Genomic DNA, 20,787 nt, shown 5'->3' on the forward strand with positions numbered 1-20,787 from the left:
GTGTGTCAGGTGCTACCGATTGAACGCTGCTGAGGCTGCTCGACGAGGGCGGGTTCGGGAAGTCGAACTGCCGGGTTCTTCGTCCGCTACCGGACTTATCGCGCGCTATCGGCAGAACATCGCGTCAGCGGACCCGATCCCGGGCTCACCCGCACCCCGGGGAACCAGGTGGCGGCGAACCATGTGGGCAGAGCGCCAACCAGCGCCCGACGCAGGAGCCGCGTGGGGGGCCTTTATCAGCCGGCGACGAAGGAGCGACGTACTGGGCCGGGCAGTCGAAGCGGGATCGACGTACGAGCTGGAGCCCTACGTAACCATTCCGGGGCTAAGGGCAACAATATGACGGGTTGTCATCCCTGGGGATGAGGCGAGGTACTTCCAGGGGCGACCTGCGTCACTCCGGAACCGTTCCTCGGGAGGATGGGTGGGGCGGTTTCGCGAGGCAGGCTTGGAATATGACCGGGGACTTCTTGCCACAACGCCGTCAGGCGTCAATTCTTACTCAGCTGTTGACCGTCGTAGTGCTCATCGCCGTAGCCGCAGGTGCGATCTACCTGCTGACCTAACCCTCCCAGCTCACGTCGGCCTCGCCCGGGCGGACCACTCCGGCCTCGTAGGCGACCACCACTGCCTGGACCCGGCTGGAGAGTCCGAGCTTCGAGAGCACATTGCTGACGTGGGTCTTCACCGTCGTCTCGCTGACGAACAGCTTCGCCGCCAGATCACGGTTCGACAGCCCGCGCGCCATCCAGACGAGGATCTCCCGCTCGCGATCACTCAACTGCCCAAGCGCCCCGGCCCACCTCGCGTCGGGTGCAGCAGGAGCCGGCTCGTCGCCACCCACCCGCCGCTCGAGCTCGACGCACCGCTCCAGCAGCACCCGCGTGGACGCCGGATCCACCAGCGAATCACCCCGATGCACCGCCCGTACGGCGGAAACCAGCAGATCCGGATCCGTGTCCTTCAACAGGAACCCAGAAGCCCCGGCCCGTACTGCGCTCAGCACATACGCCTCGTCATCGAACGTCGTCAGCACCAGTACGGCGGGCCGGTTGCGCCCGGACTCCTTGCTCGCCCGAGTGATCCGCTCGGTCGCGACCAGCCCGTCCATCACCGGCATCCGGATGTCCATCAGTACGACGTCCGGGTCGTACTGCTCAATCATCCGGATCGCCTCCTCGCCGTCGCCGGCCCTGCGCGACCGTGGTCAGGTCCGGTTCGTGATCGAGGATCATCGCCAGTCCCATCCGGATCACGCCCTGGTCGTCGGCGACCAGTACCCGGATCTGTTCCGTCACCTCTGCGGCGGCAACCATGCCTGCACTCTCCATCCACCCAGTGGTCCGGCGGCCACGGCGAGGGTGCCGCCGACCGCGTGTGCTCGTTCGCGCATCCCGATCAATCCGTTGCCCCGCCCGCTCTCGCTCCGCCGGGCGGTCTCCAGTGCGTTCACCGGCGGTGGGCCGCCGCTGCCGTTGTCGTCGATGGTCAGTAGATCGCCCTGCGGCCCGCTCTGCCAGCTGACCTGGGCGGCGGTCGCCTTCGCATGCACCATCACGTTGGTGAGCGCCTCCTGAATGATCCGTACTGCGGTGAGGTCGATCGCCGTCGCTAGTTGCCGGCGCGGCGGCAGATTCATCGTCACCTCGACGCCGACCGCCTTCAGCCGATCGCCCATCCGGGCCACGTCCGACAGGTCCGGCACCGGCGACGTCTCGGCGCCGCTGCTGGAGGACGCGGTGTTCAGCACCCGGACGGTCTCCCGCATCGCGGTCAAAGCTTCCTTGCCGCTGGCAATGATCCAGCGGACCGCCTCGCGCAGCGCTTCGGGGTTACGATCCGCCACCCGGTCGGCGGCCTGAGCCCGGATCACCACCGCGCTCATGTGGTGCGAAACCACATCGTGCAGATCCCGCGCGATCCTGGTCCGCTCCGCGGCCGCGGCGCGTTCGGCCTCGATCGTCCGGAGCCTGACCAGGGCGGCGTTGCGCTGCTCGAGAACCCGCATCGTCTTCCGGCGGCGCAACGCGTTCGCGCCGAGCAGCACCATGCCGCAGATCAGCGCCTCGGCGAAGACGAACAGAGAAACGTCTATATAGCCGTACAGACTGGGAATGTCGGTCGGCAGGTTCGCATACCGAGTGCCGTACCGCGTGATGTCCGGCCGGTTGCTCAGCACGATCGCGACGACGGCCGGCAAGCAGATCATCAGGGCGAACAGACTGCCCATCGTGAAGAACAGAGTGGTGAACCGGCGTACGCCGCTCGCCGCAGCCAGATAGCCGACCACCAACAGCGGCACGAGATGCAGCTCGGACTGCAGCGCCGCGTCGCTGATCGCGGGCGCGCGGAAGATGTCGAGCCCGATCTGCTCCGCCAGCCCGGTCTCGGCCGCGGCGTACAGGAGTGGGTAGAAGACGGAGACGAAGAAGAGCGTGATCCGGGGGATCCTCCGGACCAGCGCCACGGTCAGCACCAGGAAGATCCCGGTGACCACGGAGACACTCGGGTTCTTCGGCCGTAACCCGCTGCTGTTGATCAGGGCAAGGCCGGAGAACCAGCCGATGGCAATGACCGCCGCGAGCAGCAGATCCTGCTGCACGGACGGCAACCGCCGCCAGAAGTTCAACACCCAACTGCCTCTCGACGGCTACCTCGATGCACCTACTTGCTCAGAGTAGTCGCGGGTGACAATCTTCGGCTCCTGCGCCCGTACGGCTGACTTCTCCAACTTTCGGAGGACAACGGGCGTCCGACCCCATACCCAGGTCCGACTTAAGGCTGTCCAGGACAGTCCCTGGGGCCGATGTGGCGACCGTGCTGAACCGAGAGGCTGTACCCCATGACCAACGAGCTGCCGCCGCGCCGTCCGACCTCGACGCGAGCCCGGTCGCTGTCTGTGACTGGGGCGGTCGTCGCGGTGCTCGCGGTGGGCTCGCTGCTGATCTGGCACTCCCAGCTGGGCAACCTGCTCGATCTGAACTCGGCCGCGGACAAGCAGCCGGTCGTCGCAGGATCCGGTGCTTCCGGCCGGACACCGCCGATGGAGACGAGCGCGACGCTGCCACCGACCGCGGCCCCCACCAAGCCGCCCAAGCCGAAACCGACCAAGAAGCCCAGCCCGGGGCCGACCAAGCCGACGAAGACCACCGGCCCGGCGTACGACGAGGAGAGCGATCTCGGGCTGACCTCGAAGCTGAGGTCACGCCTGCGCAAGGCGACGGCCGCGGCGAAGGCGGACGGGATCACCATCAGCATCACCTCGGGCCGGCGCAGCGTCGCCAAGCAGAACGCGTTGCTGAAGGCGGCGATCGTGAGATACGGCTCCTACCGGGAGGCGATCCGCTGGGTGCTTCCGCCGGAGAAGTCCGCGCACGTCAAGGGCAAGGCGGTCGACATCGGCCCGCGGCCCGCGATGGCCTGGCTGGAGAAGAACGGCTGGCGCTACGGACTCTGCCGCCGCTACGACAACGAGCCCTGGCACTTCGAGGCACTCACTTCGCCGGGCGGCCGATGCCCCGCCCTCCAAGTAAGCGGCGCAGGCCCCGCCGAAGCCGGCTAACCCACTTCCACACCTCCAAGCAATCCCACGACCAACGCAGCAACGCACCGCCGTACGACATCCCGCCGCACCGCACCGACTTACCGATCAAGACCGCAGACGCCAGCTACGAATCAGGAGCGCAAGCTGATGACGACATATGCCCCAGTGATCACCCGTGGATCCACCCGGTCGCGCCGGCCCGTAGTACCGGCGTTGTGGCGGCAGGTCGTCCGCGGTGCAGCTCTCGACCACACCGTCTCGAGGGGAGACGATCGAGTCGTGCACCCGGGAGTGATCGAGCCCGACCGGTCGGCGTACACGCAGCTGGAGATCTACGAAGGCCTGCTGCGCGCATTCGACCGGCGGACCGAGGTGCTCGAAGCGATCGCGGCGGCGCCCGACCGGGAGTCCGCCGTACGGGATCTGCGCGAGCTGCTCGATGTCACGCACCTGCAGGCGTCGGCAATCCTCGACACCCAGCTGCACCGCTTCGTCGCCGGCTCCCGCGACCGGATCGCGCTCCGCGCCGCCGAACTCCGCACCGCGCTAATCCGCTGACCTCCGGTCCGTCTTTTGCAGGGGCCGGATCCCTCCCGGACCAGGTATCCCGACCGACAAAGCTGGAAGGAGGATGTGCCACCAGGGACGGCCGGCCCGGCAGAGGTCAAGGCTGAGGGGCTCCAACCCTCTACCAGGCCGGCCGTCAAACTGACCTCGTACTACGTAGGCCCACGCAGCTCCTGCGTCGCCGCTCCCAGCCGCCCTGCTCCGCCGCTCCCAGCCGCCCTGCTTCGCCGCTCCCAGCCGCCCTGCTCCGCCGCTCCCAGCCGCCCTGCTCCGCCGCTCTCACCCGCCCTGCTCCGCCGCTTCTACGTCGCGGCTCGTGCGAGTGTGCAGGTTGTGTCTGGCTGATGTTCAGGCGAGGTGGTATCGAGGAAGCGGTGGGCGAGCCCGCGCTGGTCGGGTGGTGGGGAACTCAGCCGTTCAAGAGGTCCAGTAGGGCTTCCGCGTAGGCCTGTTCTGCGTCGGGGGCTGAGTAGGTGGCGTCTGTGGTTCGGACCGCGTAGCCATCCGGCACTGCCTCCAGGTGGCGGAAGCGGGGGCCTAGTAGGGCTCGTAGTTGTTCTTCGCGGGGGAGCCAGATCACCTCGCGCTGTTCGATGCTGTCGATTGCCCATTCGGTGGTGCCGTTGAAGCCGATAACCTTGCCGCCGGGGTAGTCGTGGACCTCGACCGTCATGTCGCTGACCACGAACACGTCGTCGTCCATGTCCCGGTCCGGTACTACGAACCGGTCGCCGGCGCCGGGGACCCAGAGCGCGCCGGCCTTGCGTAAGCGCTTCGCCTGCTCAACGGTGATCACACTTCTATCCTCCCCACCCGCTTCAAGTCCTGCATCAATCGGCGAGTTCGGCCCGGGTTGCCAGGGTGGCGGTGAGGGCGATCAGGACGGCGATCGCGGCGATCGTGCCGGCGAGCGCGTTGCCGGAGCCGTGGAGGGGACCGGTGAGCGACAGGAACACCGTGCCGATCAAGGCAGCGCCGACCGCGAGTGACGCCTGCTGGATCGTCACCATCAGGCCGCTCCCGAGACCCGCGAACTCACCCGGTACGCCGGAAAGCACCACCCGGAACATCACCGGGATCTGCGAGCCGGTGCCGAAGCCGCACAGCGCCATCCCGGGCAGCAGCATGGGCGGTGTGAGGTGTTCCCAATCACGCCACCGCCGCCAAGCTCCCCCTACTGGCCCGCCAACCAACCCCGGCCCTCTGAAAGACCTTCACCCCGCGATCGTCCGCCAGTACTGGTTCTTGTTCTTGTCCCGTACGACGTAACCGAGCTTGCCGATCTCGTCGCGGAGTTCTCGCAGGTCGGCTTTGCCCTTGTCGCCTTCGTCGAACGCCTTCGACCGCGCCCGCAGTACGGCGTTGACCGCCGGCGGCAGCTCGGGATCGTCCTCGACCCAGCGGCGGAACCTGTCCCGATGTGGATCGCCCGACTCCGACCAGCGATAACCGTGGGCCCGGAATGCCGCCGGGATCTGCTTCGCCTCGGACTTCAGCTGATCGTGCCGTTCGCGGGCCAGCTCCCGCGACGACGGATCCTGTACGACGATCTCGCGGCCGTCCATGAACACGACGGTCACCTGGTCGCGCCGTACCTGCAGGGCTTTCTGGTTCTTCAGGAACTCGATACCGCTGTTCGAGATCGTCACCTTGAGGGTGTCCTCCAGCGCGATCGCGGCGAGCAGGACCCCCACGACCAGGCCGGCCGCGGTACAGAGCAGGACGACCCACCAGCTGTCCCACTTCGAGATCAGCTCGAGTGGTCCCTGCAGCGGGACCCATCTCCGGTCGGCCGCCCAGTCGGCGATCCGGGGCAGGAAGTACCCGAGCGCCGCGCCGGTCAGCGGCAGCCCGCCGAACAGCACCAGCTTGTCGGACTTCGAGTGCCCGATCACGGTCGCGGTGTCCATACTCATCGCTGCTTCCTCCTTGCCTGTACGCCCCGTTCGGCGAACGTAACAGCGCCGGAGCGGCCGATCAGCGGTTGCGGCCGAGTGCGATACCGAAGTCGGTGCGGCAGCCGCCGAAAGAGACCAAAGTTGCTGCTGGCACGATGCGGAGGAGACGACAACGGCGGAGGATTGATGGCTGACGGCATCTGGTTGCGGTTCCTGTCCGGCCCGGAGATCGACTCGCTCGGGTTGACCCGGACGGAGCTCGTCGACGCGGTCGAGGAGGCGGTCCGCGACCACGGCGAGGGCCAGACGAGCTTCGAACCGCGGGTCCACCTGCAGCCCGACAACGGCGGTATCGGGCATTTCAACATCCTGCGCGGCCACTTGAACCGGCTCGGCGACCATGGCGTCAGCGGGGTGAAGGTGGTCGGCGACTTCGTCCCGAACTACCAGCTCGGGCTGCCGAGCGAGCTGGCGATGGCGACCCTGTTCGACCCGACCACCGGCATCCCGCTGGCGATCCTCGACGCGACCATGATCACCGCGGCCCGGACCGGCGCGATGACCACGGTCGGCGCCCGGCACCTGGCTCGCCGGGACAGCAAGATTCTCGGCCACGCGGGATCCCGCGGTACGGCGTGGTGGAACATCACCATGCTCGACGACCTGTTCGACCTCGACGAGATCCGGGTGACGTCACGCCGGCCGGAATCGCGGGAGAAGTTCGCGGCCGAGCTCTCCGCCGAGCTGTCCACGCCGGTCCGGGTGGTCGCCACCGCCGAGGAGGCGTTCGACGGCGCCGACGTGATCGTCGAAGCGACCCGGCTGACCGAGCCGGAACCCTTGCTGCGAACGGCTGCCGTCAAGCCCGGCGCCTTCGTGGTTCCGTACGGCACGGTCAGCGCGGTCGAGCTGGACCTGCTCGACGTGATGGACAAGGTCGTCGTGGACGACTGGCGCGAGTCGCAGTCCGGCCGATTCGGCGCGCTCCGCCGGCACGTCGACACCGGCCGGCTGTCACCGCAGACCCTGTACGCCGAACTCGGGCAGATCGTGTCCGGACAGAAGCCCGGCCGCGAGAACGATGCCGAGCGCAACCTCTTCTGGCATCGCGGACTGTCCTTGCTGGACGTGGCGATCGCGCACCTGATCCTGCGCCGGGCGGAGTCCGCCGAGGTCGGCACGATGCTCAGATTCCACTGACATGCTGATCGACAAGCCAGCAGACGTGGTACTCGACCGAGTTCCGCTCGAGCTTTCGCCGGACCTGATCGAGCGGCTGAGAACCACCCGGTACGCCGTACTGTCGGCCTTGCGCGGCGGTGATCCCGTTTACGGGGTCAACACCGGGATGGGGGCCATGAGCAAGGTCCGGTTGAGTGAGCCGGAACAGTCCGTGCATCAGCGAAACCTCTTGCTGGGACGGGCTGTCGGCGGTCCGCCCTGGCTGTCCCGCGATGAGGCGCGAGCGGTTGTCGTTGCCCGCCTGCGCACCTTCCTCAATGGTGACGCCGGCGTCTCGGCCGAGCTCTGTCTCCAGCTTGTCGAACTCCTGAACAGTGAGGTCATTCCGGCGATCCCGCTCGAAGGCGCTGGTTCCGCGGGGGAGATCATCCCGCTGGCGCATGCCTTCGGGCCGTTGGTGGGGATCGGCTCCGTGCTCACGGCAGACGGGACAGTCTCAGCCCCGCCCACCTCCTTCCAGCTCGGCCCGAAGGAGGGAATCGCTTTGCTGGCAGGGATTCCGGGCGCTACCGGCCGAGCATGGTTGCAGGTCTCGCGGGCCAGGACATTGCTGGACTATCAGCGATTGACGGCCGCCGCCGGGATCGCCGTGATCGGCGCCAGCCGAGATCCTTACAGTCCTCTGTGCGGAAGGGGAGATGAGGTCCTCAATGCCGAGCTCGCCAGGCTGCTGGAGCTCGCCGGTGCGGAGGACGAACCGCGGTCATTGCAGGCGCCGGTGTCTTTCCGCGTAGCCGGGCACGCGATCGCCAACGTCGAGCGGGCCGTAGTCCGCCTGGCGGAGGCTGTCGAGCGAGCATTCACCGGCGTGACCGACTCACCGGCGTTCCTGGACGGGGAGTTCGTCGGCACGGCCGGATTCCACGGTATCGACCTGGCCGCCCACTGCGATCAACTGGTGGCTGCGCTCACACATTCGGCTGAGGTGTCGGCCGCGCGACTTCACCGCCTGCTTGACCCCGCGGTGACCGGCCTGCCGGCCCAGTTGGCCCACGAGCCCGGTCCGCAAGCGGGACTGGTCGCGGTACACAAGAAGGCCGTCGCGTTGGTGCACGAGCTGCGCCGTCTCGCGTTGCCATCGGCAATCGGCTCGATCGAGACCTCCAATGGTCAGGAAGATGTCCAGTCGTTCTCGTGGGAGGCCGCCGGCGGGCTGGCCGATGCGGTTCGGCTGGCGCGTGACGTGCTGGCGTGCGAAGTACTGGCGGTGTTTCAGGCGTTCGCGTTGGCGAAGCGGCCGATTCCACCTGCGTTACAAGAGTTTCTCGGTTCCGTGGCGGCTGTCGTGCCACCGATCGAGGCTGACCGTACCTTCGGCGTGGATCTCCAGCGGATAGCTGAAAACTTGAGCTGATCACGCGGTGTTTTCTGGATCGTCACTGCGAGTACACGGCGATGGAGACAGTTGCCGACGACAAGCAGAACGGGGATGACCACTGATGAGTACCGCGCAGGAGCTGGAACGGGCCTCTGGTGCTGTTCAATCGGGTTGTTCCCGGACTCTCGACTCCGTCGATCTCGGTGATCGGCTTCGACGACATCTCACTCGACCGGGTCGCGCATACGAACCTCACGACGGTGGCTGTGTCGCGGGACGAGCTTGGCCGTCGGGCGGGGGAGATCTTGGAGCAGTTGCTGGTGCACGGGTACGAGGCCGGGCCGGTCTATCTGCCGATGCAGTTGCGCGTCCGGGATACCAGCGCCGCTCCTCGCTGATCCGCGGGCGGAGATACTGGCGGTATGTATGTTCCCTCGCATTTCGCGGCCGATGACATAGTCGTGCAGGAGCTGCTGACCAATCACGGCGCGGCCAACCTCATCACCTCCACCGCTGACGGCATGCTGGCGACCCTGCTGCCGCTGATCTACGACGCGGAGGCGGGTGCGTTGCTGGGTCACGTCGCGCGGAACAATCCGCAGTGGAAGACGGCGGCCCTCGGTGAAGCGCTCGCGATCGTGGCCGGCCCGGATGCGTACGTCACGCCGAACTCGTACCCCTCGAAGGCCGAACACGGGCGAGCTGTCCCGACCTGGAACTACGTCACCGCTCACGTCTACGGCGACCTGGTCATCCACGACGACACCGCCTGGCTGGACTCCCTGGTCCGCCGCCTCACGACCAAACACGAGTCCGCGCAGCCGGCCCCGTGGTCAGTGGACGACGCGCCCGCCGCCTACGTCGCCGGTCAACTCCGCGCCATCGTCGGCCTCGAACTCCGCATCACCCGCATCGAAGCCAAAGCCAAGCTCTCCCAGAACCGCTCCGCCGCCGACATCACCGGCGTGATCACCACGCTGGAATCCCACGGCCCCAACCCCACTGCCACGGCCATGCGCCGAACCAGCAACCTTTGAGCTACTTCTCAGGGGTGGTTGGGGTCCTGGGACCAGTTGTCCGGGTCGCAGACCTCTGCGGGCCAGTTGTGCTGGCGGCAGTACTCGGCGAAGAGTTCCTGGCGCGTCGAGGGGCGTGCGGACGGTGTGCTGGTTGTCCTGGTGGGCCTGGGGGTGGTCTTCGTCGGCTTCGGGTCGCGACTCTCGGCGGTTTCCGTCTTCTTCGTCCGCGCCTTCGTCGGCTTGGTCGACGGGGTCAGCGTGGTCTTCTCCGCACTCGGCGGGTTCGACGGGACGGTGGTCGGGGCCGTCGGCGTGGGGGTCAACGTAGGGCTCGGCGTGCTGTCGTCGGCCACTTGCGCGGCCTGGACCGCCGGCGGCTTCCCGTCGAAGACGCCGAGCGTGGAAACCATCCAGACGCCCATCACCAGGAACAGCGCGACCGCGCCGGCGCCGGCGAACACGAGTCGCCGCGAAGGTCCGGCGTACCGGCCGACCGGTCCGCGGATGGGGTGGCCCTTGCCGTCGACCCAGAACTTCCAGTCGTCGGGCGCCGGCGGCCACTCGGGATCCGGACGCCAGGTCTTCGGCGGCATCCAGCTCCGTCGCGGCGGCGTGGGCCAGTTAGGCGGTACCACGAACCGCTTCACGAATCCTCCACGCTTGCCGACGAAACCCGACCCAGGCTAATCGATCGCCAAGGTCTCGAACACTCTGGCCAGGGAAGTCCCGAGCTGACCCGGGCAGCAATCCCTGACACAGCCCTAACGAGCCCCACCCGAGAAAGCTACTTCCCCCGCTCGCCAACCGGCGTGTCGTCGGCACGCGCACCATCACATGCCCTACGGCAACCGCACTCCGTGCAGCGCCGTCAGACGATGTTTTGTTCGGCTCGGGGATTGGCGGATCGGAAGCGGGTGGCGGCCAGGGGAGAGACGTCCACGAAGGGGGTTCTGCCGAGGTAGAGGTCGCGGATGATCTCGCCGATCGCGGGACCCTGGAGGAAACCGTGGCCGGAAAAGCCTGTGGCGTAAAGGAATCGGCTGACGTCCGGCGCCTCGCCGATCAGGGCGTTGTGGTCGGGCGTGTTTTCGTAGAGGCCGGCCCAGCCACTGGCGAGGCCGACGTCCAGCAGAGAAGGCGCACGGTGTTCCATCGCCGCGGTGAGTCGTGGCAGCCAGTCCTCCGTCCGGTCCAGGTGAAAGCCCGGCTCTTCCTCGGGATCGGACATGCCGACCAGCAGGCCAGGTCCTTCGGAGTGGAAGTAGAACGTGCTGCTGAAGTCGATCGTCATCGGCAGGCCGGCCGGCAGTCGAGGAATCGGCTCGGTGACGACGATCTGCCGCCGGAGCGGAGTCACCGGCAGATCGACGCCGACCATCGCGCCGATCCCGGCCGACCAGGCGCCCGCGACGCAGATCACCGTCGAGGCGCGGATGGTGCCGCGAGTGGTCCGGACCGCCGTAATGTTGTTGCCCTGGGCATCGATGTCGGTGACGGCGCAGCCGGTGATCAGTGTTGCGCCGAGCCGGCGGGCGGCGGTGGCATATCCGAGGACGACGGATTCCGGCGTACAGTGCCCGTCGGCCGGCGAGAAGCAGGCGCCGAGGAGACCCTCGGGGGAGATGATCGGCGCCAGCTCGGCTGCCTCGTCGGGGGAGATCATCCGCGTCGGCTGACCGGCCGCGTTCTGCAACCGGGTGCTTTCCTCGAAGAGCGCGATCTGATCCGCGGTGGAGAGCAGGAACAGGTAGCCGACCCGGTGCAGGTCGATCTCCTGCCCCGGCCGCTCGCCGAAGCGGGCGAATGCCTCCAGACTGCGAGCACCGAGGGCGATGTTCAGCTCGTCGGAGAAATTCGCCCGTACTCCGCCGGCGGCCTTCGAGGTCGAGCCGGAGCCGAGTTCGCGCTGCTCGAGGAGAACAACCCGCCGTACGCCGGCCTCGGCCAGGTGGAACGCGATGCTGGTCCCCATCACCCCGCCGCCGACGATCACCACGTCGGCGGCGTCCGGAAGCGAAGGCCGGCCTGGTCGGGCCGGCCCCGCGTCGACGGCGACCATCAGTCAGGGAGCAGGAAGTCGTAGTCGGCCTCGACGGTGATCGTGTCCATCTGGGCCTTCTGGAGCTTGCCGGAGTAGTCCCAGTTCAGCGACTGCCAGCGGGTGAACTGGTCGAGCACCCAGATGCCGCTCTGCCGGGACCCGTTGCCCGACTTGCCGTTGCCGCCGAACGGCAGATGCGCTTCGGCGCCCGAGGTCGAGTTGTTGACACTCACCATCCCGGCCGAGATGCCCTGCGCGAACCGGAACGCCTTGTTCGGGTCGGTGGTGTAGATCGAACTCGACAGCCCATACCCGGGTTTGTTGCCCAGAGCAATCGCTTCGTCCAGGGTCGAGTACGTCGTGATGCCGACGATCGGCCCGAAGGTCTCGTTCAGGAACAGCTCGTCGTCCGACCGCACGCCGTCCACGATCACCGGGTGGTAGAACAGCCCGACCGAAGGATCTCCGACAAACCCCGCTCGCGGGTTGTCCGTGCCGACTCGGCCGGTCGACCCGATCACCTGGTGGTGCGCCGCGATCCAGCCCAGCGACTTCTCGAAGCCGGCCGCGAACTTCTCGTCCAGCAGCGGCCCGAACAGCACGTCCTCGCGAGGATCGCCCATCGCGGCTTCACGCACCGCAGTACTGAATCGCTCGACGAACGAGTCGTGGACCGACTCGTGCACGATCACCGTTCCCAGCGACGTGCACCGCTGGCCCGCAGTACCGAAGCCGGAGAACAATGCGCCTTCGACGGCGAGGTCGAGGTCGGCGTCCTCGGTGATCACCATCGGGTTCTTGCCGCCGAGTTCGAGGCAAGGCGTCTGCAGGTGGCGGCCGCAGAGCTCGCCGATCCGGCTGCCGACCTCGCTCGAACCGGTGAAGCCGACCTTGTCGATCGTCCCGGCGGCGAGCGCCTGCTCGAGCCCGGCGAAGGTGTCGGCGCCATCGGCGTACACGAGGTTGAACACCCCCGCCGGTACGCCGGCGTGGGCGAAGATCTCGTAGAACGCGTTCGAGACGACCGCGGAGTACTCCGCCGGCTTCCAGACCACGGTGTTGCCGCAGAGCAAGGCCGGGACGATGTACCAGGACGGCACCGCGACCGGGAAGTTGCCGGCCGAGATCACCGCGACCGCGCCGACCGGGCGGCGGAAGGTGAACAGCTGCTTGTCCGGCATCTCCGACGGGACGGTCTGCCCGTACAGGCGGCGCCCTTCGCCGATGAAGAAGTCGCAGGTGTCGATGATCTCCTGCACCTCGCCCAGCGACTCCGCGAGCGGCTTGCCGATCTCACGGGTGACCAGGGCGGCCAGGCGGGCCTTGTTCGCGGTCATCAGGCGGCCGACGTTCGCGATCACCTGACCGCGCTGCGGGGCGGGCAGGGCGGCCCATCCGTACTGCGCTGCCTTGGCCGCGGCCGCTGCCCGGGTGAACACGTCGGCGCCGGCCGAGCCGATGGTGCCGACCACGTCGGCGGTGTTCGCCGGGTTGGTGGACGGGGTGGTCCGGACCGGGTCGGGGACCCGTTCTCCGGCGACGACGGACAGGATGACGGACGACACGGGTGGGTCCTCTCGATCAGGGCGTTCGGGTCCGCCCAGCCTCCGTCACCGGCCCGGTCGTTGCCAACCCCCGCCGCCGGCGAATCGCTTGCGTCCGAACAACTGAGGGTTCTGCCCCACGGTGATTCGGACGCAAGGCGCGGGGGTACTGGGGTTCATCGTGGGTGGGCGTGTGAGCATTTGAGAGTGAGTGGTTCCCGGTTGAGCGATGAAGAGATCCAGGCGATGACGCCGTCCGAGCGGCGCGAGCTGGTCCAGCGGCTGGCTCTGACGCCGCGAGGACCGATCCTGAACCCGCAGACCATGCAGCGGATCCGGAAGTGGCGACTTGTACTGATCCTGCTCGCGGTGGCGGTGCTGATCCCGTGGACGGTTTACCTGGGAAACACGCTTCCGGATCATTACGTGGCGCGGAACTGGGTGGCGACCTGGGTGGGCTTCGACAGCCTGCTGCTGGCGATGCTGGTGGCGACGGCGATCGCTGGTTGGCGGCGGCGTCAACTGCTGTTCCCGTTCGCCTTCGCGACCGGTGTCCTGCTGATCTGTGACGCCTGGTTCGACGTGATGACGAGTCAGCGGGGCGACGACCTGCTGCAGGCGATCCTCAGCGCGGCATTTCTGGAACTACCGCTCGCGTTCGTGCTGATCGCCGGCCCGTTGAGGCTGATGCGGTACGTCGCGATCCGGCACGGTCTGATCGACCCTGACGTCAGGATGTGGCGGGTTCCGATCCCGATGCCCGAGCTCTGGCCCGATCGCAACCCGCAGGTGGTCGATCAGGATTCAGGCTTGTGATTGCATTCACAAGCCTCTAGACTCGGGTCAAGGAGCCATGTCGCGAGACACGGGAGGTCCCACCCATGACCGAGCGCAAGCCGCCCTCGATGAAGATGAACGACTGGGTCGAGGCGCAGATCAAGCAGGCCCAGAAGCAGGGCGAGTTCGACGATCTCGCCGGCGCCGGGAAGCCGATCCCGAAGCTCGCCGACGCGCACGACTCCGACTGGTGGGTCAAGGACTTCATCCGCCGGGAGAAGATCGACGCGGAGGTCCTGCTGCCACCGACGATGCTGCTGCGCAAGGAGAAGGCGCGGATCCGCGAGCACGTCCACAAGATGCGGACCGAGACCGAGGTCCGCGACTACCTGGAGGATCTGAACCAGCGGATCCTGGTCCAGGTGCGCGACGCCACCGGCCCGGTCATCCCCGTCGGCCGGACGGACGAGGACGAGGTACTGCGCGACTGGCGCGAGGACCGGGAAGCCCGCAAGACGGCCGGCCCAGAGCCCACTCCCGAGCGTGAGGCCGCACAGAAACGCAGCTTCTGGCAGCGTCTCTTCAGCTGATCGCCGCAAGGAGTTCTCGGGCAGCGGCCTCGATGGTCTCCTCGCTGAGCAGTACCTGACGGGCCGCGTCGCCCAGCGGCACGAACGAGTCTTCGCTGGTGACCCGGGCCAGCCTCCCGGCGTACCCGGAGTCGATCAGCGCGGCCAGCACACCCTCGGACACGCCACCCGATCGGCGGGTCTCGTCCGCGACCAGCACGCTTCCGGTAGCAGTTGCCTCCCGCAACAAATCCTCGATCGGCAACGGTGCGAGCCAGCGCAGATCAAGGACCCGTACGCCGGGCAGTCGCGCGGCCACGCGCAGGCTCATCGGTACGCCGTTGCCGAACGTGACGATGGTGAGCCGATCCCCGTCGCCGTACGTCCGGGCTCTCCCGATCGGCACATACGCGGTCGGGTACTCGGCCAGCCATCGTTCGTCGCCGCCGGTGATCAGATCCCGGCGGTGGTAAAGCGCGATCGGTTCGAGGAAGACGCAGACCGTGCCGTCGCTGCGAGCCGCCGCCGCGCAGGTGTGCAACATGGCCGCCGCGTCATCCGGACGGGACGGCGACGCGATCACGATCCCCGGGATGTCCCGTAGTACGCCGATCGCGTCGTCGTTGTGGAAGTGGCCGCCGAACCCCTTCTGATAGCCGTAGCCCGCGATCCGCAGCACCATCGGGTTGCTGTACTGCCCCTGCGAGAAAAACTTCAGCGACGCCGCTTCACCCCGCAACTGGTCCTCCGCGTTGTGCAGGTAGGCGAGGTACTGCACCTCAGGGATCGGCAGCAGCCCGGACACGCCTGCTCCGAGTGCCAGCCCGAGGATCGACTGCTCGTCCAGCAAGGTGTCGAACACGCGGGCCGCGCCGAACGCCTTCTGCAGCCCGCGGGTGACGCCGTACACCCCGCCCTTGCGGCCGACGTCCTCGCCGAAGACCATCGCCTCCGGGTACGACGCGAGGATGTCCGTCAGGGCCCGGTTGATCGACTGACTCAGCGTGAGTGGGCCGCGCTGTTCGACGTGGTGTCCTGGCAGCGCCTTCGCGACGACCGTGGCATCCGGAAAGTGCAGCGGTGCGGCGACAGCCTCGGCCGACTCGAGTTGCGGCAGACCGGCGACCTCGCGCGCGATCTGCATCACCTCGGACCGCTTGTTCTCGTACAGCTCGATCACGTCGTCCGGAGTGCGGCCCGTGCCCAGCAGCAGCCGGGCCGTTCCGAGCAACGGATCCAGCTCCTCCTCGGCCAGCAACTCGGCCGGGTTCCGATAGGCGGCTTCCACGTCCGAACCGGCATGACCCATCAGGCGGACGGTGCGGAGCCGGAGGAACGCGGGCCGGTGGTTCCGGCGTACGAAGGTGACCGCTTCGGTCGCCATCGTCAGGGTGGCGGCGAGATCGGTGCCGTCGGCATCGAAGTACCGGAGGCCGGGGCGTTGCCCGTAAGCCTGTTTGATCCAGCCTTCCGGGGTACGCACGCTGATCCCGATCCCGTTGTCCTCGCAGACCAGCAGCAGCGGCATCGGCAGACCCTGGTACGACGCGTGCAGAGCCGCGTTGATCGCGCCGGTGGCGGTGGAGTGGTTCGCCGAGGCGTCGCCGAAGCTGGTCACCACGATCGAGTCCGCGGGCCACGGCGACGGTACGCCGAGTTTGGCGGCGCGTGCGATCGAGAAGGCGACGCCCATCGCGCGGGGCAGGTGCGACGCGATCGTCGAGGTCTGCGGGATGATCGCGAGCTCGTGCCGGCCGAACACCTTGTGCCGGCCGCCCGAGATCGGCTCGGTGGTCGCCGCGGCGACGCCGAGAAGGATGTCGCGAATGCCGTCTGTTACACCGTGCTGGGCTGCTCTGGCGAGGTAGAACGCTCCGGATCGGTAGTGCAGCAGGGCCGGATCCGTGGGCTTCAGCGCAGCGGCGACGGCGGCGTTGCCCTCGTGCCCGGCCGACCCGATCGTGTAGAACCCGAGCCCCTTGGACTGCAACCAGCGCGCGGCCAGATCGGCATGCCGGCTACCGAGTTGCGCGTCGTACAGACCACGCAGTACGTCGGCGGGATGATCGCAAGTCGCAGGTTTGAGCGCCGCGACCCGCTCGGCGAACAACTCGTCGACCTGGCTCACTTGTCACAACCGCTCATCGCCATGCCGACGAGCCTAAGACCACCGTGGCCGCGTTGGTATGCCGGTCAGTCGACGGGTGGGGTGAAGTGGATCGCAGCCGACGCGGTGGTGCCGGCCCAGGTAATGGGGCTGCGGTGGGTTTCCCGCCAGCCGGCGCGGTTGTAGAGCGCGATCGCGGCGTGGCAGTTGTCCGCGACCTCGAGTGAGAGGGCCAGATCGTGCTCTGCTGCGACGGTTACGCAGTGGTCGAGGAGGCGGCGGCCCAGTCCGGCGCCGGTTTCGGCAGGGTCGACGAAGAGGCGCTCGACCAGTGCTTCACCCGGTTCTCCGCGGGTGACCACGACATGTCCTGTCACCCGGTCGTCGGTGCTGATCACCCAGCAGCCGAGCGCGTTCGGCGGGGTCAGCCAGTCGCGGGGATCGGCCGGCCAGTTGACCGGATAGGCGGCCTTGTCATGGACCGTGCGCAGGAACTCGATGCAGCGGTCGAGGTCTGCGTCGGTCCTGGGTCTGATCTGTGGCATTGGTCCACCCTCGCACGAGGCTCGAGTGGTTCGTGGATCCGCTCGGGGAAGGGCAGCTGGGCGGGGCGCGTGGACGGGAACCGGCGGGGGTGGTTGTTCGTTCTTGTGGTGTCGAGGGCCGCGTGGGGTGGCAGTTTTCGCGGCGAGGGGCGAGGCTACCCAACAGGGTGTCCCTTCACAACGGATGAGCGAGTCAGGCGCGATGGACGTTTCCCCCAGGGTTCAGCGGTTGGCGATCGCTGCGGGCGTGGGGATCGGCACGGCCGGGCTGCTGGCGGGAGTGCTGCTGCTCGGCCCGCTCGCGGCTTCCCTCCTGCTCGTCGTGGTGTTCGCGCTGATCTGGCCGCTGGCGGCGGTGATCCGGCATGTCGCGGACGACGCGCCCTTCCAGTCGCCTGTCCTGGTCGCTTCCTGCGCGGCCGGGGCCGTGCTGTGTGTTCCCGGGGTGGTTCGCCTGCTGGCGTGGGGAGCCATCGGGCTGGCGATCGCGCTGGTCGCCGCGGCGGTCGGGATCGTGTTCGACCTGGTGGTGCCGCACGGGCGACGAACGAAGCGGCGGCACCGACCGGCGTACAAGGCGCTGTCGGAGCTGAGCCGGACCACCCGGGTCGAGGACGAGCGGTTGATCGCCTCGCTCCAGTGCCCGCTGAGCATCGAGGAACTCTGCGGGGTCTGGTGCGAGACGGCCACCACGCTGGCGGAAGGCGCCGGCGCCCGGGACAGGCAGGCGGTCGCGGAGGTGCGCCGGATCTGCCTGGACGAGTTCGAACGCCGCAACCCGGCCGGCTTCAACCGCTGGATCGCAGCCGGTGCCCCCGCCAACCCCGGCAACTACCTCCTGCCCGAGCCCGAAACCGGCAACTAGTGCCCCGTGTCGGAGACCGGCGCTAGCTGAGCAGAGGCACCGCGCTCGGCGCGTTCGACTCGACCCGGCTCGCCACCTGGCGGATGCTGATCGACGACAGCCGCTGGCTCAGCCGAGAAGGAGTTTGGTCACGGCTTCGGCGGTCGACTCGGCCGAGGCCGGGTTCTGGCCGGTGACGAGTCGGCCGTCGGTGACGACCTTCGGAGCGAAGTCCGGTCCCGGGTGGTGCTTGGCGCCGCGCTTGGTGAGTTCGTCGGCGAGCAGGAACGGCACGACGTCGGTCAGTCCGACCGCGGCCTCTTCGGCGTTGGTGAACCCAGCAACGTCCTTGCCGTCGATCAGGTAGCTGCCATCGGAGAGCTTCAACTCGATCAGCGCGGAAGGGCCATGGCAAACAGCAGCGACCACGCCGCCACCTTCGTAGACAGTGGCGGCCAGCTGAGCCAGGTCCGTGGCGCCTGGGAAGTCCCACATCGTGCCGTGCCCACCGGCATAGAAGATCGCGTCGTAGTCGGCGGCCTTCAGGTCAGTCGCGGTAGGCGTGTTCTTCAAGTCCAGCGCCGCGAAGAACTCCTGCTGTACGGCGTTCTCCTCGTCGCGGCCGTCGACCGGCGGTTCACCACCGGCGACGGAAACAACGTCGACCTCGAAGCCGGCGGCGCGGAAGACGCTCCACGGTTCGGCGGCCTCGGAGGCATAGAAGCCGGTCCGGCGCCCGGTGTCGCCGAGGTCGGAGTGGCTGGTCAGGGCAATCAGTACGCGTGTCATGTCCCCATCATGGACAGACCGACCCATCGGAAACCAATAGCAATATGTCGACGAAGCCATAAGATTCCCGATATGAGCGTCTCGCTGGACCTGCTCCGCAGCTTCCTCGCCGTGCATCGGTCCGGATCCATCACGGCCGGCGCGGAAACCCTCGGGTTGTCCCAGCCGACCGTGACCGCGCATCTCAAGTCCTTGGAGGCGGCGCTCGACCGGCCGCTGTTCGTACGGCAAGCCCGCGGCGTGCACCCCACGGCGGCCGGCGACGAGTTGGCCCGCCGGATCGCCGAGCCGATCGACGCCTTGCATGGCCTGGTCGTCGACGAGGTGGACGATCCCGTCGCGGCCACGGTCCACCTGGGCGGGCCGTCGGACTTCCTGTCCGACCAGGTGCTGCCGGCGTTGGCCGATCGCCTCGCCGCCGGGCTCCAGGTGCGAACCAGGTTCGGATTGCCGGAAGAGTTGCTCGACGGGCTGGTGAGCCGGACGCTGGATGTGGTGGTCAGCTCGATCCGGCCGCGGCGGGCCGGCGTACGGATCACTCCCTTGTACGACGAGTTGTTCGCGCTGGTCGCCGCGCCGCAATGGTCTCCGGGCAAGCCTGTGACTTCACCCGAGCCGCTGCGGAAGATCCCGTTGGTCGCGTACGCCGAGGAGGCGCCGATCATCCGGCGCTATTGGCGCAGCGTGTTCGGTGTACGGCTGACCCGGACGGCGGACCTCGTCGTACCGGATCTGCGCGGCGTACTGGCCGCAGTACGGGCGGGTGCGGGCGCGAGCGTGCTGCCGACGTACTTGTGCGATCAGGCGCTGGCCGTCGGCGAACTTGTGCTGTTGGCCGAGCCTGAGTTGCCACCGTTGAACACCCTGTACGTCGCGACGCGATCGGACGCCGGCCCGAGAGGCCCGGCCGCATCAGTACGCGACGAGCTGCTCCGAGCCTTCAGGCAGCCTTCTTCTTAGCGGCTGTCTTCTTGGCGGTCGCCTTCTTCGCCGGGGCCTTCTTGGCAGCCGCCTTCTTGGCGGTCGCCTTCTTTGCCGTCTTCTTGGCCGGGCCAGCTTCCTTGGCGGCGGTCTTCTTGGCCGTCGCCTTCTTCGCAGCGGTCTTCTTCGTGCCGCCTCCGGCGCGGCGGGAGCGGGCGGCCTCGACGCTGGCGCGGAGAGCGGAGACGAGATCGGTCGACCGGGTCGCCTCGGGCTCCTCCTCGTTGTAGACGACCTCTTCGCCCTTGTGCTTGGTCGCGACGAGCTTCTTCACCCGCTCGGTGTAGGAGTCCTTGAACTCCGCCGGCCGCCACGGACCGCTCATCGCCTCGATCAGGTCGGCCGCCAGCTTGAGCTGCTTACCCGCACCGGACTTGGCCGGGAGCGCGCCCAGCTCGTCGGCCGGATCCCGGATCTCGTCGATGAAGAACATCGTCTCCAGCACCAGCACCTTGCCGTCGGCCCGGATCGCAGCCAGGTACTCCTTGCTGCGCATCACGAACGACGCGATGCCGGCCCGGTTGGTCTTCGCCAGCGCGTCCCGCAGCAGCGCGTACGACGAGTTGTTCTCGCTGTCCTTCGGCGCCAGGTAGTAGCTCTTCTGGAAGTGGATCGGATCGATCTCGTCCAGGTCCACGAAGGTCGAGATCTCCAGCGAGCGGGACTTGCCGGGCGCGATGTCGGCGAGTTCCTCCTGCTCGACGATCACGTACTCGCCGCCGCCGACGTCATGCCCCTTGACGATCTTGTCGTAGTCGACCTCGCGGCCGGTCCGTTCGTTCACCCGCTTGTACCGGATCCGGTCCGAGGTGCCGCGCTGGAACTGGTGGAAGTCGAGCTCGTGCTCCTCGGTCGCGCTGTACAGCCCGACCGGTACCGAGACCAGCCCGAAGGTGATGTATCCACTCCAGATCGCCCGAGCCATGACCCAACCCTTCCCGTACTCCGGTCCGCCTGGCCCTGATCGCCAGCCTCCACGTTGTCCGCCCGGCCGGTACCCAG

General features: G+C 67.8%; 21 protein-coding genes and 1 pseudogene. 10 read left to right on the plus strand and 12 right to left on the minus strand.

Features of this window, described 5'->3' with window-relative positions; genetic code table 11:
* Positions 1–562: 562 nt before the first annotated feature.
* Positions 563–1,298 (minus strand): annotated as a pseudogene (locus F1D05_RS24570) (response regulator).
* Positions 1,295–2,632, minus strand: coding sequence for a sensor histidine kinase (locus F1D05_RS24575; protein ID WP_246485938.1), 1,338 nt, complete (start codon positions 2,630–2,632; stop codon positions 1,295–1,297). Before F1D05_RS24575 ends, F1D05_RS24570 begins: the two are co-directional and overlap by 4 nt.
* Before the next feature lie 210 nt (positions 2,633–2,842).
* Between F1D05_RS24575 and F1D05_RS24580 the strand changes: the two genes are divergently transcribed.
* Positions 2,843–3,562: a M15 family metallopeptidase gene (locus F1D05_RS24580; protein ID WP_185442780.1), complete on the plus strand. Its 720-nt coding sequence runs from the start codon at positions 2,843–2,845 to the stop codon at positions 3,560–3,562.
* Positions 3,563–3,691: 129 nt separating this feature from the next.
* Entirely contained in the window at positions 3,692–4,102 is a 411-nt protein-coding gene (locus F1D05_RS24585) for a hypothetical protein (protein ID WP_185442782.1), read from the plus strand.
* Between the two features lie 418 nt (positions 4,103–4,520).
* Here the strand turns inward: F1D05_RS24585 and F1D05_RS24590 are convergent, their stop codons facing one another.
* The 3 genes from F1D05_RS24590 to F1D05_RS24600 all read right to left on the minus strand — a co-directional run bounded on the left by F1D05_RS24590 (position 4,521) and on the right by F1D05_RS24600 (position 6,027).
* Complete coding sequence (locus F1D05_RS24590; RefSeq protein ID WP_185442783.1) at positions 4,521–4,907, minus strand: pilus assembly protein CpaE; 387 nt, start codon at positions 4,905–4,907, stop codon at positions 4,521–4,523.
* Between the two features lie 34 nt (positions 4,908–4,941).
* Positions 4,942–5,238 carry a hypothetical protein gene (locus F1D05_RS24595; RefSeq protein WP_185442785.1) on the minus strand — a complete coding sequence of 99 codons (297 nt, stop codon included), beginning with the start codon at positions 5,236–5,238 and terminating at the stop codon, positions 4,942–4,944.
* A gap of 87 nt (positions 5,239–5,325) precedes the next feature.
* Positions 5,326–6,027 (minus strand): YqeB family protein, encoded by a 702-nt coding sequence (locus F1D05_RS24600; RefSeq protein WP_185442787.1) that lies wholly within the window; start codon positions 6,025–6,027, stop codon positions 5,326–5,328.
* 168 nt (positions 6,028–6,195) lie between these two features.
* Between F1D05_RS24600 and F1D05_RS24605 the strand changes: the two genes are divergently transcribed.
* The 4 genes from F1D05_RS24605 to F1D05_RS24620 all read left to right on the plus strand — a co-directional run bounded on the left by F1D05_RS24605 (position 6,196) and on the right by F1D05_RS24620 (position 9,606).
* Entirely contained in the window at positions 6,196–7,209 is a 1,014-nt protein-coding gene (locus tag F1D05_RS24605; protein WP_185442789.1) for an ornithine cyclodeaminase family protein, read from the plus strand.
* A gap of 1 nt (position 7,210) precedes the next feature.
* Positions 7,211–8,605 (plus strand): aromatic amino acid lyase, encoded by a 1,395-nt coding sequence (locus F1D05_RS24610; protein WP_185442791.1) that lies wholly within the window; start codon positions 7,211–7,213, stop codon positions 8,603–8,605.
* Between the two features lie 119 nt (positions 8,606–8,724).
* Positions 8,725–8,967, plus strand: coding sequence for a substrate-binding domain-containing protein (locus tag F1D05_RS24615; RefSeq protein WP_185442793.1), 243 nt, complete (start codon positions 8,725–8,727; stop codon positions 8,965–8,967).
* 24 nt (positions 8,968–8,991) lie between these two features.
* Positions 8,992–9,606, plus strand: coding sequence for an FMN-binding negative transcriptional regulator (locus F1D05_RS24620; protein WP_185442795.1), 615 nt, complete (start codon positions 8,992–8,994; stop codon positions 9,604–9,606).
* An 8-nt stretch (positions 9,607–9,614) separates the two neighbouring features.
* Here the strand turns inward: F1D05_RS24620 and F1D05_RS24625 are convergent, their stop codons facing one another.
* The 3 genes from F1D05_RS24625 to F1D05_RS24635 form a co-directional block, all read right to left on the minus strand.
* On the minus strand, positions 9,615–10,181 hold the full coding sequence (locus tag F1D05_RS24625; protein WP_185442797.1) for a hypothetical protein: 567 nt from the start codon (positions 10,179–10,181) through the stop codon (positions 9,615–9,617).
* A 275-nt stretch (positions 10,182–10,456) separates the two neighbouring features.
* On the minus strand, positions 10,457–11,647 hold the full coding sequence (locus F1D05_RS24630; protein WP_185442799.1) for an NAD(P)/FAD-dependent oxidoreductase: 1,191 nt from the start codon (positions 11,645–11,647) through the stop codon (positions 10,457–10,459).
* A complete protein-coding gene (locus tag F1D05_RS24635; RefSeq protein WP_185442801.1) occupies positions 11,647–13,194 on the minus strand; it encodes an aldehyde dehydrogenase family protein in 1,548 nt (515 codons plus the stop codon). The genes F1D05_RS24630 and F1D05_RS24635 overlap by 1 nt, the downstream gene beginning before the upstream one ends.
* Before the next feature lie 201 nt (positions 13,195–13,395).
* Here F1D05_RS24635 and F1D05_RS24640 point away from each other — a divergent pair, with 201 nt between their 5' ends.
* On the plus strand, positions 13,396–13,989 hold the full coding sequence (locus tag F1D05_RS24640) for a hypothetical protein (RefSeq protein WP_206685820.1): 594 nt from the start codon (positions 13,396–13,398) through the stop codon (positions 13,987–13,989).
* A gap of 65 nt (positions 13,990–14,054) precedes the next feature.
* Entirely contained in the window at positions 14,055–14,540 is a 486-nt protein-coding gene (locus F1D05_RS24645) for a DUF1992 domain-containing protein (RefSeq protein ID WP_185442802.1), read from the plus strand.
* On the opposite strand, the gene F1D05_RS24650 is transcribed toward F1D05_RS24645, so the two are convergent.
* Both F1D05_RS24650 and F1D05_RS24655 read right to left on the minus strand, forming a co-directional pair.
* A complete protein-coding gene (locus F1D05_RS24650) occupies positions 14,533–16,647 on the minus strand; it encodes a thiamine pyrophosphate-dependent enzyme (protein WP_185442804.1) in 2,115 nt (704 codons plus the stop codon). The genes F1D05_RS24645 and F1D05_RS24650 overlap by 8 nt on opposite strands.
* A gap of 65 nt (positions 16,648–16,712) precedes the next feature.
* A complete protein-coding gene (locus F1D05_RS24655) occupies positions 16,713–17,171 on the minus strand; it encodes a GNAT family N-acetyltransferase (RefSeq protein WP_185442806.1) in 459 nt (152 codons plus the stop codon).
* 184 nt (positions 17,172–17,355) lie between these two features.
* On the opposite strand from F1D05_RS24655, the gene F1D05_RS24660 reads away from it, so the two are divergent.
* Positions 17,356–18,036 (plus strand): hypothetical protein, encoded by a 681-nt coding sequence (locus tag F1D05_RS24660; protein WP_246485939.1) that lies wholly within the window; start codon positions 17,356–17,358, stop codon positions 18,034–18,036.
* A gap of 108 nt (positions 18,037–18,144) precedes the next feature.
* On the opposite strand, the gene F1D05_RS24665 is transcribed toward F1D05_RS24660, so the two are convergent.
* Positions 18,145–18,804 (minus strand): type 1 glutamine amidotransferase domain-containing protein, encoded by a 660-nt coding sequence (locus F1D05_RS24665; RefSeq protein ID WP_185442807.1) that lies wholly within the window; start codon positions 18,802–18,804, stop codon positions 18,145–18,147.
* Between the two features lie 72 nt (positions 18,805–18,876).
* Here F1D05_RS24665 and F1D05_RS24670 point away from each other — a divergent pair, with 72 nt between their 5' ends.
* Complete coding sequence (locus F1D05_RS24670) at positions 18,877–19,764, plus strand: LysR family transcriptional regulator (RefSeq protein ID WP_185442809.1); 888 nt, start codon at positions 18,877–18,879, stop codon at positions 19,762–19,764.
* On the opposite strand, the gene F1D05_RS24675 is transcribed toward F1D05_RS24670, so the two are convergent.
* Positions 19,745–20,710, minus strand: a complete 966-nt coding sequence (locus F1D05_RS24675; protein WP_185442811.1) for a Ku protein — start codon at positions 20,708–20,710, stop codon at positions 19,745–19,747. The genes F1D05_RS24670 and F1D05_RS24675 overlap by 20 nt on opposite strands.
* Between the last annotated feature and the right edge of the window lie 77 nt (positions 20,711–20,787).

This window comes from Kribbella qitaiheensis, from assembly GCF_014217565.1.
GTDB classification, from domain to species: domain Bacteria; phylum Actinomycetota; class Actinomycetes; order Propionibacteriales; family Kribbellaceae; genus Kribbella; species Kribbella qitaiheensis_A.

Excerpts from the sequence above, each read along its gene's own strand:
- F1D05_RS24580 (WP_185442780.1), top strand. The coding sequence starts at position 2,843 with ATGACCAACGAGCTGCCGCCGCGCCGTCCGACCTCGACGCGAGCCCGG.
- F1D05_RS24585 (WP_185442782.1), top strand. The coding sequence starts at position 3,692 with ATGACGACATATGCCCCAGTGATCACCCGTGGATCCACCCGGTCGCGC.
- F1D05_RS24595 (WP_185442785.1), bottom strand. The coding sequence starts at position 5,238 with ATGCTGCTGCCCGGGATGGCGCTGTGCGGCTTCGGCACCGGCTCGCAG.
- F1D05_RS24600 (WP_185442787.1), bottom strand. The coding sequence starts at position 6,027 with ATGAGTATGGACACCGCGACCGTGATCGGGCACTCGAAGTCCGACAAG.
- F1D05_RS24605 (WP_185442789.1), top strand. The coding sequence starts at position 6,196 with ATGGCTGACGGCATCTGGTTGCGGTTCCTGTCCGGCCCGGAGATCGAC.
- F1D05_RS24610 (WP_185442791.1), top strand. The coding sequence starts at position 7,211 with ATGCTGATCGACAAGCCAGCAGACGTGGTACTCGACCGAGTTCCGCTC.
- F1D05_RS24620 (WP_185442795.1), top strand. The coding sequence starts at position 8,992 with ATGTATGTTCCCTCGCATTTCGCGGCCGATGACATAGTCGTGCAGGAG.
- F1D05_RS24625 (WP_185442797.1), bottom strand. The coding sequence starts at position 10,181 with ATGCCGCCGAAGACCTGGCGTCCGGATCCCGAGTGGCCGCCGGCGCCC.
- F1D05_RS24630 (WP_185442799.1), bottom strand. The coding sequence starts at position 11,647 with ATGGTCGCCGTCGACGCGGGGCCGGCCCGACCAGGCCGGCCTTCGCTT.
- F1D05_RS24645 (WP_185442802.1), top strand. The coding sequence starts at position 14,055 with ATGACCGAGCGCAAGCCGCCCTCGATGAAGATGAACGACTGGGTCGAG.
- F1D05_RS24655 (WP_185442806.1), bottom strand. The coding sequence starts at position 17,171 with ATGCCACAGATCAGACCCAGGACCGACGCAGACCTCGACCGCTGCATC.
- F1D05_RS24660 (WP_246485939.1), top strand. The coding sequence starts at position 17,356 with ATGAGCGAGTCAGGCGCGATGGACGTTTCCCCCAGGGTTCAGCGGTTG.
- F1D05_RS24665 (WP_185442807.1), bottom strand. The coding sequence starts at position 18,804 with ATGACACGCGTACTGATTGCCCTGACCAGCCACTCCGACCTCGGCGAC.
- F1D05_RS24670 (WP_185442809.1), top strand. The coding sequence starts at position 18,877 with ATGAGCGTCTCGCTGGACCTGCTCCGCAGCTTCCTCGCCGTGCATCGG.
- F1D05_RS24675 (WP_185442811.1), bottom strand. The coding sequence starts at position 20,710 with ATGGCTCGGGCGATCTGGAGTGGATACATCACCTTCGGGCTGGTCTCG.